We start from the raw sequence: 13823 nt of genomic DNA, 5'->3' as shown, positions 1-13823 counted from the left end.
TCCACAGCTTCCACGGTTTCCACAGCCGTTATCCACAGCGGAATGCGGCTTTGAGTCTGATAAGGGTTGACAGTGACGGATACTCCCGAGTCCTCCGCTAACGAGCCGGAGCAGGAAGCGGCCGCGAGCGCGGTGGCCCAGCACGACCGGATCGAGCCGGTCGGGCTCGAGGTGGAGATGCAGCGCTCCTACCTCGACTACGCGATGAGCGTGATCGTCGGGCGGGCGCTGCCGGACGTACGGGACGGGCTCAAGCCCGTACACCGGAAGATCCTCTACGCGATGTTCGACTCCGGCTACCGCCCGGACCGGGGGTACGTGAAGTGCTCCCGGGTGGTCGGCGACGTGATGGGTCAGTTCCACCCGCACGGCGACTCGGCGATCTACGACGCGCTGGTCCGGATGGCCCAGACCTGGTCGCTGCGCTACCCGCTGGTCGACGGCAACGGCAACTTCGGTTCGCCGGGTAACGATCCGGCTGCGGCCATGAGGTATACAGAATGCAAGCTTGACCCGCTTGCCATGGAGATGTTGAGGGACATCGACGAGGACACCGTCGACTTCCAGGACAACTACGACGGCCGGGCCAAGGAGCCGACGATCCTGCCGTCCCGGATTCCCAACCTGCTGGTGAACGGCTCGGAGGGCATCGCGGTCGGCATGGCCACCAAGATCCCGCCGCACAACCTGCGGGAGATCGCCGCCGCGGTGCAGTGGTGCCTGGAGAACCCGGAGGCCGACGAGGCCACCACGCTCGACGAGCTGATCGGGATCGTCAAGGGACCGGACTTCCCGACCCACGGGCTGATCGTGGGGACCACCCCGATCCAGGACGCGTACCGGACCGGGCGCGGTTCGATCCGGATGCGCGCGGTGGTGGAGGTCGAGGAGGACAAGAAGGGCCGGACCAGCCTCGTCGTCACCGAGCTGCCGTACCAGGTCAACCCCGACAACCTCGCCGAGCGGATCGCCGAGCTGATCAAGGAGGGGAAGCTCGCCGGGATCGCCGACATCCGGGACGAGTCCTCCGGGCGTACCGGTATGCGGATCGTGCTGGTGCTCAAGCGCGACGCGGTCGCCAAGGTGGTGCTGAACAACCTCTACAAGCACACCCAGCTCCAGGAGACCTTCGGCGCCAACATGCTGGCCCTGGTCGACGGGGTGCCGCGCACGCTCAACCTGGCCCAGTTCATCCGGCACTACGTCGACCACCAGATCGACGTGATCCGGCGGCGGACGGCGTACCGGTTGCGCAAGGCCGAGGAACGGGCGCACATCCTGCGGGGTCTGGTCAAGGCGCTGGACGCGCTCGACGAGGTCATCGCGCTGATCCGGCGCTCGCCCACGGTGGAGGAGGCCCGGCAGGGCCTGATCCAGCTGCTGGACATCGACGAGGTGCAGGCCACCGCGATCCTGGACATGCAGCTCCGCCGGCTCGCCGCGCTGGAGCGTCAGAAGATCATCGACGAGCTGGCCAAGATCGAGCTGGAGATCGCCGACCTCAAGGACATCCTGGCCAAGCCGGAGCGGCAGCGGAAGATCGTCTCCGAGGAACTCGGCGAGATCGTGGCCAAGTGGGGCGACGAGCGCCGGACCAAGATCGTGCCCTTCGAGGGCGAGGTCTCGATGGAGGACCTGATCGCCCGCGAGGACGTGGTCGTCACGATCACCCGGACCGGGTACGCCAAGCGGACCAAGGTCGACCTCTACCGTTCGCAGCGCCGGGGCGGCAAGGGGGTCAGTGGCGCGACGCTGCGTCAGGACGATATCGTCAGCAACTTCTTCGTCTGCTCCACGCATGACTGGATGCTCTTCTTCACCAATAAGGGGAGGGTCTACCGGGCCAAGGCGTACGAGTTGCCGGAGGCCAGTAGGGTGGCGAGAGGCCAGCACGTGGCCAATCTGCTCGCCTTCCAGCCCGACGAGCAGATCGCCCAGGTGATCGAGATTCCGGACTACCAGGTTGCGCCGTACCTGGTACTGGCCACCAGGAACGGGCTGGTGAAGAAGACGAGGTTGGAGGAGTTCGATTCCAACCGCTCCGGCGGCATCATCGCGATCAACCTCCGCGACGAGGACGAGCTGGTCGGAGCGGCGCTGGCGGGGCCCGGGGACGACCTCCTGCTGGTCTCCAAGAAGGCGCAGGCGATCCGGTTCAACGCCACCGACGAGGCGCTCCGGCCGATGGGCCGGGCCACCTCGGGCGTGATCGGGATGCGGTTCACCGACGACGACGTGCTGTTGGCGATGGAGGTGGTCCGCGAGGGCATGGACCTGGATGTCCTCGTGGCGACGAACGGGGGTTACGCGAAACGTACCCCGATCGAGGAATACCCCGTGCAGGGTAGGGGAGGTAAAGGGGTGCTGACCGCGAAGATCACAGAACGCCGCGGCGGTCTGGTCGGCGCGGTCGTCATCAGCCCGGACGACGAGCTGTTCGCCATCACCAGCAACGGCGGTGTGATCCGGACTCCAGTGAAGCCTGTACGCCGGACGCGTGACCGGAACACAATGGGGGTCAAACTGATGGACCTACCAGACGGCGTAACTATTGTGGCGATTGCTCGCAATGCCGACGAGCCTGACGAACAGGACTAGTTGATGACGGAGACACAGGCGAAGTCGGGGGCTGCGGGGACCTCGACCAACCCGGTCGACGAGGAGGCCGCCGCAGGCGGCGCATCCGCGACCGGCCGCGCGGCCGTCGGCCGGGCGATGGTCAGCGCCGACACGCCGTCCCCCAAGTTCACCCGGGCGCCGGGCATGCCGCCGCCACCCGACCAGCTGCCCGAGGGGTCGACCACGCCGTCGACCGAGGCAGCCGAGGCCGGCAAGCCGGCGCCTGCCACGGCGGAAGCCGCGACCACCGCGACGTCTCCGGCGGCGACCGCCGCGGCTTCCCGAGGCAGCTCCGGGGTGAACCGCTCCGATCAGGCGGGCAACAGTCAGGCGGGCAAGAGCGATTCGACCGTGACGAGCCGGCTGGAGCCGTCCGGCGAGGCGAACCGTACCGAGCGGATTCCCGGCCGGTCCGACCGGCCGGGTTCCACCGGTGCCACGACCGGTGCCGAAGCGACCCAACCGATCTCCAGCGGTGCGTCGCAGAGCGCGTTCCGGCCGGGGCGGGCCGGTGGGAGTGCCCAGACATCGGGTACGAACCGGTTCGGTCTCGGCGGCGCGGCGGCGCGTACCGCGACCGGTGCTCCCGGAGCCGCCGGCGCGGGTGTCGGTGCTGCCGGTCCGGGCGCGGCCGCCGGTGCGGCCGGTGCCGGCGCGGTCGGTGCGGCCCGGGTGACCGAGGCGGTCCGCGCCGCCCGGAGTACGGTCAGCTCCGCCGCCTCGCGCGGTCCCCGGCGGGCCCGGCTGAACCTCAAGCGGATCGACCCCTGGTCTGTGATGAAGTTCTCCTTCGCCGTCTCGCTGGTGCTGTTCATCGTGGTGATCGTCGCGACCTCCGTGCTCTACCTGGCGCTCGACGCCATGGGGGTCTTCGACAGCGTGAACGGCACCCTGACCGACATGATCAGCGCGAGCGGCGGCCAGGGCGGCAACACCTTCCAGATCACCGCCAAGGGCGTCATCCTCACCTCCGGTCTGATCGGGCTGGTGAACGTGGTGCTGTTCACCGCGCTCGCCACCCTCGGTGCGTTCATCTACAACGTCTGCGCCGACCTGGTCGGCGGCGTCGAGCTGACCCTCGCCGAGCGCGACTGAACGACCCACAGCAACCTCGCCGACGCCGGGGCGCCGCGCCGCAAAGCGGTGGCCCCGGCGTTCGCCGTTCGGGTACGGTCGGCGTCATAGCTGGTACGACGGCTCGGGTCGGCGAACCGCCGCCCCCGAGTTGGGTTCGGCGCCGGAGGTACGGTAACCTTGCTCGTCGCAACGGGGGGCTATAGCTCAGTCGGTTAGAGCGCAGAGCTGATAACTCTGAGGTCGATGGTTCGATTCCATCTAGCCCCACTTCATACCGTCCGACGGCTCGTCGAGCGTGAGGATACGTCCATGTTGAAGAAGATCCTGCTCGTTGTCGGCGTGGTGGGCGTCGCGGCCCTGGTCTACAAGAAGGTCAGGGAATCCAACGACGAGCGCGCCCTCTGGCACGAGGCCACCACCGCTCCCGACCTGCGGTAGGACGTCGACCGGACTGCCATCCCCGGGGCGGCATCGTCCCGCCCGGGGCCGTAGCTCAACTGGCAGAGCACTGCCTTTGCAAGGCAGGGGTTAGGGGTTCGAGTCCCCTCGGCTCCACCAGCACCAATTTCTCTCGACCTCGACCGAGCCGTCGGGTCATCGCGCCGGGCCGCCTCGTTCACACGTCATCCCGTGAACCCCGCGTCCAGGCGTACCGGATAGTCGGCGGCGAAGCCTCCGGGAGGCTGGTTCCGGGTACGCCACTGATGGTGTGCAGGGGACCAGACCGCAGGGTCCTCGTCGACGAGGGCGTCGAGCCGCGCCGTGCCGATGCACCAGCGCGTCGACGAGCGGGTCCAGCGGCCCGGAGCCGGGGGATCGTCGGCGGGAGGCGGCGTTGGACCGGAACTGGGTGACGAGTTCGGCGGGACCGAACCGGGCGGCCCGGTCCCGGGACATCCTGGCCTCCATCCGGCTGAAGTCGCCACCGGAGCGGATCAACCCGACCAGAAGGTCGCGGACGGTGGTCCGGGTGCCGAGCGTCAGATGCGCCAGCACGTCGTGCACCGTCCAATGGGGACAGAGCGAGGGTATCCGCCACTCGTGCTCGTCGAGGCCGCCGAGGGGGTCGGCGAGGCTGAGCGCCGTTCCGCGACCGTCCACTCGAAGATTTTCTCCGGATCCATCTGCGGTCTCCTCCCTGGCCGTACGCCCTCTGCCGGAGATCGGAGCGCGCCCCGCCGTCTCGACATGCCGGCCGTTCACCACCCGGAACCTCCGGTGGGACTACCGGTCGCGCGAGGTCAGCCGGGCGGCCCGGTTCTGTAGGTACTCCTGTTCCGGCAGGCTGGTGGTCAGCCGGGCAGCGGTCAGATAGCTCTCCCGGGCACCCTCGTGCCCGCCGGCCATCTCCAGCAGGTGGGCCCGCACCGCGTGCAGGCGGTGGTGCCCCGCGACCCGCTCGTCGGCGTCGAGCGGTGCCAGCAGCGCCAGCCCGACCTGCGGACCCCGGACCATCGCCGCCGCCACGGCGTGGTTGAGCGTCACCATCGGGTTCGGCGCCAGGCGTTCGAGGAGCTGGTAGAGCGCGAGTATCTGCCGCCAGTCGGTCTCCTCGGCACGCTCCGCCTCCGCGTGTACGGCGGCGATCGCGGCCTGGACCTGGTACGGCCCGAGTGGCGCGCGGGAGAGCGTACGCGTGACGAGAGCGATCCCCTCGTCGACGTACTCCCGGTTCCACCGGCTCCGGTCCTGCTCGGCCAGCGGCACCAGGCTGCCGCCCGGGCCGGTACGCGCCGGACGCCGCGCATCGGTCAGCAGCATCAGCGCGAGAAGTCCGGCGGCCTCGCCGTCGTCGGGCAGGATCGGGGTGACCGTGCGGGCCAGCCGGATCGCCTCGGCGGCGAGGTCGGCACGGTGCACGTCGGGGCCGGCGGTGGCGGTGTAGCCCTCGTTGAAGATCAGGTACAGCACGTGCAGTACGGCCCGGAACCGCTCCGCCCGCTCCTCCTGCGGCGGCAGGTGGAACCGGGCCCCGGCCGCCCTGATCCGTTGCTTGGCGCGACTGATCCGCTGCGCCATCGTCGCCTCGGGGACGAAGAACGCCCTGGCGATCTCGGCCGTGGTCAGTCCGCCCATCGCCCGCAGCGTCAGCGCGATCTGGGCGGAGGGGGTGAGGCTCGGATGGCAGCAGAGCACCAGCAGGGTCAGAGTGTCGTCCGAATCCTGCGGGACGGCGACGTCGGCGGCGGGTGCGGCGAGCTGGCCCGGCACGGTGTGGGCCAGCACCGTCGCCTCCCGGCGCCGCCGGGCCAGGTCGCTGCGCAGTTCGTCGGTCAACCGGCGGGAGGCGACCCGGATCAGCCAACCCAGCGGGCTCTCCGGTATCCCACTGCCGGGCCACTGTGTCGCGGCGGCGAGCAGCGCCTCCTGGACGGCGTCCTCGGCGGCCTCGAAGTTCCCGTAGTGCCGGACGAGCGCGGCGAGGACCCGCGGCGCCAGCCGGCGCAGCAGCTCCGCTGTGGCCTCTTCAGGTTGCACGGCAGCGTCCGGTCCTCACATCTCCTGGCCGGACCGTTCCATGATCGGACGTACCTCCACCGCGCCGCCGAGCCGGACGTCCGGGAACCGTGCGGCGATCTCCGTCGCCCGTTCCGGGCTCTCGCAGTCGACGATGAAGTATCCGGCGAACTGCTCCTTGGCCTCGACGAACGGTCCGTCGGTGACCGCCGGTACACCGTCGCGGGCCCGGACGGTCCGGGTCCGGGCCGGATCCGGCAGCGCCTCCGCGGTCACCAGTTCACCGGACTCGACGATCTCCGTGAGCAGCGTCTCGAACTGCCGGGACAGCTCGGCCCGCTCCTCGGGCGACATCTCCTGCGCTTCCGCCGTATGCAGGAAGGTCGGATGGCCCCAGTTCTGCGGGTTGCTGTGGATCAGCAGCATGTACTTCATCCTCGGCTCCTCATCTCTCTCGGTCGCGACGTTCGGTGCGTCGACGCGACCACCTGCCGGGCCGACCCGGTCGCCCGCGCCGGCCCGGTCGATCGCCGCCCGACCGGACCGGACCGCCGAGCCCGGCGTCGGCCACCCGCGCGACTGGCAGAGATCGGAGCAGAGCACCCGGCCTCGACAATTCTGGCCGACCTGGCTCGCAACCCGGCGGTTGACCGGCCTGCGACCTGCGGTGCCGAGCATCGGGTGCGCAAGACCCGAGCCGGGCGGGTACGGGATGCCGGGGCTCAGCCGCAGTGCTCGAAGGAGCTGTTGTAGCTGGCTCCGCCGGCCGACCCGCCCCACCTGACGCAGACCCCGGCGGCCTTGGCCCGTACCGGACCCGCGTAGTACTCGTACGCCCCGCTGTCGGTGCGCCGGCTCGCGCCCTGCACCTCCAGGTACGCCGACACCTGGCTCGCGACGCCGACGGAGCTGGTCTTGAGGGCTACCGTGCAGTTGTTGCCGTTGTTGTCGTTGTAGAGCAGGTACACCCGGGCCAGTTGGGCGCCGTTCGGGCCGGTCAGGGTCGCCGAGTCGACCACCCGGTAGCCGCCGCCGCAGACCTTGCCCGGGGTGTGCGGGTTCTTCTCCGGCGCGGGACGGGTCGTGCTCGGTCCCGGAGCCGGCCTTCCGCCGCCGCCCGGCTCGGCGGGCTGGGTCTCGGTCGCGCGGCCCGGCCCGGCTGCCGGGTCCGCCGGCCGGTTCGGTCCGACGCTCGCGCTCGCCTCGGCCGCCGGTACGGTCTCGTCGACCCCGCTCTCCGGGGTCTCGCCGCTGGACGCGGCGACCCGTGCCCGGTTCTGCGGCTCCGCCCCCGTCTGCTCCGGCCCTGGGCGCAGGACCAGCAGCGCGACCAGGCCGACCATCGCGACGACGACGGTGGCCGCCACCCCGGCCAGCACCGCCGCGCGGCGCCGCCTGCCGCCGCCGGCCGGCGGACCGGCCGGGACGGCGGTGGGCAGGGTCGGCCCGGTGTGACCGGGCCCGGCCGGCCAGCCCGGCGACCCGGCCGGCGATCGGGCACCGACGGACGGCAGCGGGCCGGGGGACGGCAGCGGCACGGTGGAGGAGGACGAGATGGCGTACTCGGCCGCCCGGGCGGCCTCGGCGAACGCCGCCGCACTCGGGTACCGGTCGGCCGGTTCCTTCGCCAGGGCCCGGTTGACCAGCATCGCCACCGGGGCCGGTACGTCCGGCGGCAGCGCGGGCGGCGCCTCCTGGAGGTGCTGGGTCACGATGTGCAGCGGGTTGCCGCCGGTGAACGGCGGCCGGCCGGTGAGGCAGCAGTACGCGACCGCGCCGAGCGCGTACACGTCGGTGGCCGCCGAGACGGGACGGCCGGCGATCTGCTCCGGAGCCATGTAGTGCGCGGAACCCAGCACGATGTTGCTGGCGGTGATGCTGGTCACGTTCGCCGACCGGGCCACCCCGAAGTCGACCAGCACGACGGAACCGTTCGGCTGGACCAGCAGGTTGCTCGGCTTGACGTCCCGGTGCACGATGCTGGCCCGGTGCGCGACGTGCAGCGCCTGCGCGGCCTGGGTCAGCACGGAGAGGGTCTCGGCGACGCCGAGCCGGCCCACCTCCCTGATCCGCTTCGACAGGGACATCCCGTCGATGAACTCCATCACCAGGTAGTCCACCCGGTGACCGTCGACCACGGCGTCCTCGCCGTAGTCGTAGACGCCGACGATGCCGGGGTGGCGCAGCGCGGCCATCAGCCGGGCCTCGGTGCGGAACCGGGTGATGAACTCGGTGTCCGAGACCAGCGCCGGCAGCAGCACCTTCACCGCGACCCGCCGCTTCAGCAGGGTGTCGGTGGCCGACCAGACGTCCCCCATGCCACCGGTCGCGATCCGGCTCCCGAGCAGGTAGCGGTCGTTGAGCACGACTCCCGGAGAGAGCATTCGATCACCGTACCGGGCGCCGGGCCGGTCGGGTCGACGGTGCCGACCGCGGCCCGGCGTCCGGTGGAAGGGTCAGAAGCCCTCCGAGGCGTGCGGTACGTAGTGCTCGCCGAGCCGGCGCAACTCGTCCTCGCCGAGCGCCAGTTCGACCGCGGCGACCGCGTCGGTGATGTGCTCGGGCTTCGTCGCCCCGACGATCGGGGCGGTCACCGCCGGCTGGTGCAGCAGCCAGGCGAGCGCGACCTGGGCCCGGGGAACGCCGAGTTCACCGGCCACCTCGGCGACCGCGCCGACGACCCGACGGTCGGCCTCCTCGGCCTGCTTGTAGAGGGTGCCGCCGAAGTTGTCCGTCTCGCTGCGCGCGGTGCTGACGTCCCAGTCCCGGGTCAGTCGACCCCGGGCGAGCGGACTCCACGGCAGCACCCCGACGCCCTGGTCGAGGCAGAACGGCAGCATCTCCCGCTCCTCCTCCCGCATGATCAGGTTGTACTGGTCCTGCATGGACACGAACCGGGTCCAGCCGTGCAGGTCGGCGGTGTACTGCGCCTGCGCGAACTGCCAGGTCCACATCGAGGACGCGCCGAGATAGCGCACCTTGCCGGCCCGTACGAGGTCGTGCAGCGCCTCCATCGTCTCCTCGATCGGCACCTCCGGGTCGTACCGGTGGATCTGGTAGAGGTCGATGTAGTCGGTGCCGAGCCGGCGCAGGCTCTCGTCGACCTGGGTGAGGATCGCCCCCCGGGACAGCCCGCCGCCCTTCGGACCCGGGCCCATCCGGCCGTGCACCTTGGTGGCGATGACCACCTCGTCCCGCCGGGCGAACTCGCCGAGCAGCCTGCCGGTGATCTCCTCGCTGGTGCCGAGCGAGTAGACGTTGGCGGTGTCGAAGGTGGTGATCCCGGCCTCGACGGCCTGCCGGAAGAACGGACGCGCCTCGTCCAGCCCGACCGACCAGGAGTGCGTGCCGCGCTGCGGGTCGCCGAAGCTCATGCAACCGAGGACGATGCTCGACACTTCCAGCCCCGAGCCGCCCAGCCGTACGTACCGCATCCGTACTCCTCGCCTCGTCCGTCGTCTGCCCGGTGCGTGCACCGTGCTTCGGCAACGTACCGGCGGGTGGGACCACCGGGGAACCCGGACGTGACCGCGCTAACCCGCGGCCGGGGCGGGCGCGGCCCGGCTGCGCAGCCGGCGCAGCATCCGGGCGTCGCCGAAGCCGACCGCCCGGGCGGCGGCCTCGACGGTGGCACCGTGCCCGATCAGGTGCTCGGCGCGTTCGAGGCGGAGCAGCTGCTGGTAGCGCAGCGGCGTCACCCCGACGGCCCGGACGAAGACCCGGGTGAGGGTCCGTTCGCTGACCCCGACGGCGGCGGCCAGGTCGGCCAGGGCCAGCCGGTCCGCGAAGCGGGCGTCGATGACGTCCTGCACCCGGTGCACCACGTCGCTGATGTGCCCCCGGTGCCGCAGCATCGCGCTGGCCTGCCGCTCGTCGCCGTTGCGGCGGGCGTAGACGACCATCTCCCGGGCCACCCGGGCGGCGAACCCGGGACCGTGCCGCACGGCGAGCAGGTGCAGGGCCAGGTCGATCCCGCTGGCGATGCCGGCCGAGGTGACCACGCGGTCGTCCACGACGTAGAGCACGTCCCGGACCACGACGGCCCGGGGATGCCGGCGGGCCAGCTCCGCGGAGAGGTCGTGGTGGGTGGTGCAGCGCCGGCCGTCCAGCAGCCCGGCGCCGGCCAGCGCGAACGCCCCGGCGCAGACGCTGGCCACCGTGCCGCCCCGGCGGTGGTGCTGGACAAGCCGATCCAGGGTCGCGGCGGTGAACCCGGCCCGACCGGCCCAACCGGCCCAACCGGCCCGGCCGGGCCGGCCGGCGGGGCGCCAACCGGGCACCACGATCAGGTCGTCGGGCCCCAGCGCCGGCCAGTCGGTCCGGGCCCGCAGGGGCACCCCCTGGGTGGTGCCGACCTCCTCCTGCTCGCCGACGTAGTGCAGGGCGTAGCCGCCGCCGAGGTCGGCGGCGGTGGAGAACGCCTGCGCCGGGCCGGCCAGGTCGAGCAGGTGCAGCCGGGCGGCGAGCAGGAAGAGGACCTTCGTCACCCTGCGGCCGGCTCCGGCACGGCGGCCCGGTCGACGACCACCGGGCCGGTTCCGGTACGCCCGGCGGTCAGCTCCGCCACCGTACGGACGGTGGCGAAGCGGCCGGCCAGCGCGTACTCGGTACGCGCGACGATCTCGTCGACACCGAGCGTGCGCGGGTCGGCGAGGATCTCGGCGAGGATACGGCCGGGCGGGGCGTCGGGATGTTCGATCGGGTTCGTCGCGGTCGCGTCGGTCACGAACGTCACCTGATAGCCGAGATCGCTGGCGAGTCGGGCGGTGGTCTCGACGCACTGCTCGGTACGGATCCCGCAGACCGCCACCTCCGTCACCCCCGCGCCGGTCAGCAGTTGCTGGAGGTTGGTGGTGGTGAACGCGTTGTGCGAGGTCTTGTGCAGCACCGGCTCACCGGGCTCGGGTTCCAGGCCGGCGATCAGCCGGACGTGACCGAGCGCCGGGTCGAAGACGGTGCCGGTGCCGGGCTCGGTGTGCAGCACCCAGACCACGAGATCACCGGAGGCCCGGAACGCTTCGGTCAGCCGGCGTACCCGGTCGACGAGATCGGGGTTCGAGGTGGCCGCCCAGATCGGCCGTTGCCGGAACGACTCCTGTACGTCGATGACGACGAGTGCACGGGATGACATGCCACCGATCCTCTCCGTTCGACGTCGACGACGGCAGACACCATCCTGCCCGGCTCCGGAACGATCCGGTCAGCCGAGCCCGCTCCGGGGTACCCCCGGACAGCCGGCGGCCCCTCCCGGTCGAGGTGCACCGGAAGGGGCCGCCGTGGACGTTCGAGCGTGCTAGTTGACGGTCAGCGGGTGACGCCGAAGACGATCCGGCTGAGGGTGTCCTCGGTACCGGTGAAGCCCTCGCCCGGGTTGAAGGTGTCCTCGCCGAAGTCGACGTCGGGGTCGTCGGCGGTGCCGCCGACGCCGTCCGGGCCGACCGCGAACATCAGCGGGAAGTTCCCGCCCTGGTCCATGATGTTCGCCTGCTCGTTGAACTGGTCGACGTGCCAGTTGCCGAAGAAGTGTCCGGCCTCGTGCGCGGTCACGTTGCCCACCGCCCGGCCGACGAACTCGACCCGGTTGCTGGCCTCGGTGATGTACGTGTTCAGCGACGGCTCCTCACCGGCCGGGTCGCTCAGCACGTCCAGGAGTACCAGCGCGGAGTCCTGGGTGCCGAAGTTGCCCGGGTCGATGTACTGCGCCACACCGATGGTCGGTACGCCCGACTCCTCGATGCTGCCGCCGATGATGATCCGGCTGACGTTCGCCTGCCCGAACGGGTCGGCGTGGTCCCGGCTGTTCAGGATCCGGATGTCGAAGCGCGGGTTGAGCCCACTTTCGATCATGTCGTGGCGGAGGTTCTCCCGTACCCCGGCGATGATCCCGTCGATCACCGCGTCCTCGTCGGCGGCGGTCAGCCCCCACCGGCCGAGGAAGGCCCGCATCGGGCTCAGGGTGCGCACGCCCGGGCCGCCGAAGATGGCGGTGTTGATCCGGGCGCCGTCGAAGTCGAGGAAGAGCGTCTGCCGCGGCTGCTGCCCCGACCGGTACGCCTCGACCGTGATGTCGTACATGCCGTCGCCGAGGCTCACCCCGACGTAGTGCCAACCGGCCTTGTCGGCCACGTGCTCGGTGACCGCGTTGCCGCCGCCCGGCAGCGGGCTGTTCGGCGGGTAGAGGGAGGAACCGTCCTGGTCGGACCCGTGCACCTCGCGGCCGTCCGGGTCGTAAACCGTGATCTTGGCGGCCGAGCCCTCGACCGAGGCGCCGACCACGTCACCCGGCCGCAGCCGTACGGCGAAGAAGTCGGTGTCCTGTTCCGCGGTCCCGATGGTGACCTGGTACGGCCCCTCGCTGCCGGCTCCGCCACCGCTGGCCGAGTCGAACGGGTCGGCCGGGATGGTCGGGAAGCCGATCACCGCCACGTAGTAGGTGCCGTCGGCGGCGAACTGGTGCACCAGCAGGCTGTCCAGCCCCTCCGGGCTGTCGTCGTTGAGCGCGATCAACTCGCCCTCGGCGTTGTAGAGCAGGACGACCGAGTCGAGTTCACCGGCCGGCGTGTCGACGTCGACCGTCAGGGTCCGGCCGGCGACGCCGGTGACCTCGTAGAAGTCGAAGTCGCCGCTGCCGCTGGCCGCGCTGCCGTGCGGGCCGTCCCCGATCGCGGCCGTGGTGGTGACGGCCTGCTCGGTCGTGCCGACCCCGGTCTCGCCGGCCAGCGGGATGGCGCCGTCGTCCTCCGGGTTCGGCGCGATCTCCGTCGCGTCCACCTGCTCCGGAGAGAGGGTGCCGAGGATCCGCAGCCGGGGATTGTCCTTGGCGCCGGTACCGAATCCGGTGATCTGTTGTGCGTTCGCCGGGGTGTCGTTGCCACCCCGGATGCCGGCCGGTTCCTCCTCGTCGGCCACGACCGGTGCGGCGGCCGCCGCCCGCTGCTGCGCCCGCAGCCCGGCCCGCTGGTCGCCCTGCTTGGCCAGCCAGTTCTTCCAGCCGACGTAGTCGGCCTTGGCCGGGTCCGGCAACAGCGCGAGGAACGGGTTCGGTCCGGCTGGCTGCTTGGCGGCGCTCGGCTTCACCTTGGCGAGGCCGATGGCCGGGGCACTGGTGGCAACGCTCGTGTTGCGCTCGTCCGTACTCGGCCGAGCCTGGGCGCCGGTCGCTGTCAACCCTGTGGCCGCCAATGTTCCGGCGGCCAGGATGGCGATCGTTCGACGCATGTATCCCCCTCCGTCATGCCATCACTCCGGTGGCCCCCGCCACCGATGGCTAACGTGACGCTACTGATCTCGAAGGGAAATTAATAGAAGCAGCGACATATCTGAGTACGCCTGTCGGCTGTTTTCCAGAGTCGGTTCCAACCTGTCGCGCCTGGCCGGCACGTATCCGGCAGAGCGAGTTGTCGTGGGAGGAATCGCGGCGGACGAGGTTGGCTTTCGGGAGTTTCGTCGAGGCACGGCTGGTGCGAGCGTCCCGGGACTGGTGGACGGAGCCGCTCGGCTACCTGCCGGAGGTGGTGTTGCTACGGCTGCGTACCGCCGACGGGCAGGGTGACGCGCGCCAGGTGCTCGATCCGACGACCGGTGCCGTGAACACGGGCACCGAGCTGCCGGCGCGGGCCCGGGCGGCGGAGTTCGTCTGGCCCCGGGGCTCCTGACCCAGCCGGCGGAGA

The 13823-nt window shown here is 71.2% G+C and carries 12 protein-coding genes and 2 tRNA genes; 6 read left to right on the top strand and 8 right to left on the bottom strand.

What is annotated here, in order from left to right; all coding sequences use genetic code 11:
• The first annotated feature begins 72 nt into the window (after positions 1 to 72).
• The 5 genes from gyrA (at position 73) to V1634_RS30640 (ending at position 4254) form a co-directional block, all read left to right on the top strand.
• Complete coding sequence (gene gyrA / locus V1634_RS30660; protein ID WP_331211203.1) at positions 73 to 2598, top strand: DNA gyrase subunit A; 2526 nt, start codon at positions 73 to 75, stop codon at positions 2596 to 2598.
• Between the two features lie 3 nt (positions 2599 to 2601).
• Positions 2602 to 3714: a DUF3566 domain-containing protein gene (locus V1634_RS30655; protein WP_331211202.1), complete on the top strand. Its 1113-nt coding sequence runs from the start codon at positions 2602 to 2604 to the stop codon at positions 3712 to 3714.
• A 175-nt stretch (positions 3715 to 3889) separates the two neighbouring features.
• A tRNA-Ile gene (locus V1634_RS30650) sits at positions 3890 to 3963 on the top strand.
• Between the two features lie 42 nt (positions 3964 to 4005).
• Positions 4006 to 4134, top strand: a complete 129-nt coding sequence (locus V1634_RS30645; RefSeq protein WP_234359542.1) for a DLW-39 family protein — start codon at positions 4006 to 4008, stop codon at positions 4132 to 4134.
• A gap of 44 nt (positions 4135 to 4178) precedes the next feature.
• Positions 4179 to 4254 (top strand) — tRNA-Ala (locus tag V1634_RS30640).
• Between the two features lie 36 nt (positions 4255 to 4290).
• Here V1634_RS30640 and V1634_RS30635 read toward each other — a convergent pair.
• The 8 genes from V1634_RS30635 to V1634_RS30600 form a co-directional block, all read right to left on the bottom strand.
• The gene (locus tag V1634_RS30635) at positions 4291 to 4797 is read right to left on the bottom strand and encodes a maleylpyruvate isomerase N-terminal domain-containing protein (RefSeq protein ID WP_331211201.1); all 507 of its coding nucleotides are present in this window, start codon (positions 4795 to 4797) and stop codon (positions 4291 to 4293) included.
• 123 nt (positions 4798 to 4920) lie between these two features.
• Complete coding sequence (locus tag V1634_RS30630; RefSeq protein ID WP_331211200.1) at positions 4921 to 6174, bottom strand: RNA polymerase sigma factor; 1254 nt, start codon at positions 6172 to 6174, stop codon at positions 4921 to 4923.
• A 15-nt stretch (positions 6175 to 6189) separates the two neighbouring features.
• A complete protein-coding gene (locus V1634_RS30625; protein WP_331211199.1) occupies positions 6190 to 6588 on the bottom strand; it encodes a YciI family protein in 399 nt (132 codons plus the stop codon).
• A 287-nt stretch (positions 6589 to 6875) separates the two neighbouring features.
• Positions 6876 to 8537, bottom strand: a complete 1662-nt coding sequence (locus V1634_RS35570) for a serine/threonine-protein kinase (RefSeq protein WP_407951878.1) — start codon at positions 8535 to 8537, stop codon at positions 6876 to 6878.
• 72 nt (positions 8538 to 8609) lie between these two features.
• Complete coding sequence (locus tag V1634_RS30615; protein WP_331211198.1) at positions 8610 to 9587, bottom strand: aldo/keto reductase; 978 nt, start codon at positions 9585 to 9587, stop codon at positions 8610 to 8612.
• 99 nt (positions 9588 to 9686) lie between these two features.
• A complete protein-coding gene (locus V1634_RS30610; protein ID WP_331211197.1) occupies positions 9687 to 10640 on the bottom strand; it encodes a GlxA family transcriptional regulator in 954 nt (317 codons plus the stop codon).
• The gene (locus tag V1634_RS30605; protein WP_331211196.1) at positions 10637 to 11284 is read right to left on the bottom strand and encodes a cysteine hydrolase family protein; all 648 of its coding nucleotides are present in this window, start codon (positions 11282 to 11284) and stop codon (positions 10637 to 10639) included. Before V1634_RS30605 ends, V1634_RS30610 begins: the two co-directional genes overlap by 4 nt.
• A 173-nt stretch (positions 11285 to 11457) precedes the next feature.
• Positions 11458 to 13371: a PPC domain-containing protein gene (locus V1634_RS30600; RefSeq protein ID WP_331211195.1), complete on the bottom strand. Its 1914-nt coding sequence runs from the start codon at positions 13369 to 13371 to the stop codon at positions 11458 to 11460.
• Between the two features lie 242 nt (positions 13372 to 13613).
• Here V1634_RS30600 and V1634_RS30595 point away from each other — a divergent pair, with 242 nt between their 5' ends.
• Positions 13614 to 13808: a hypothetical protein gene (locus V1634_RS30595; RefSeq protein ID WP_331211194.1), complete on the top strand. Its 195-nt coding sequence runs from the start codon at positions 13614 to 13616 to the stop codon at positions 13806 to 13808.
• Positions 13809 to 13823 lie beyond the last annotated feature (15 nt).

The organism is Plantactinospora veratri, assembly GCF_036421995.1.
Lineage (GTDB): Bacteria > Actinomycetota > Actinomycetes > Mycobacteriales > Micromonosporaceae > Plantactinospora > Plantactinospora veratri.
This window is presented reverse-complemented; position numbering and strand designations above follow the sequence as displayed.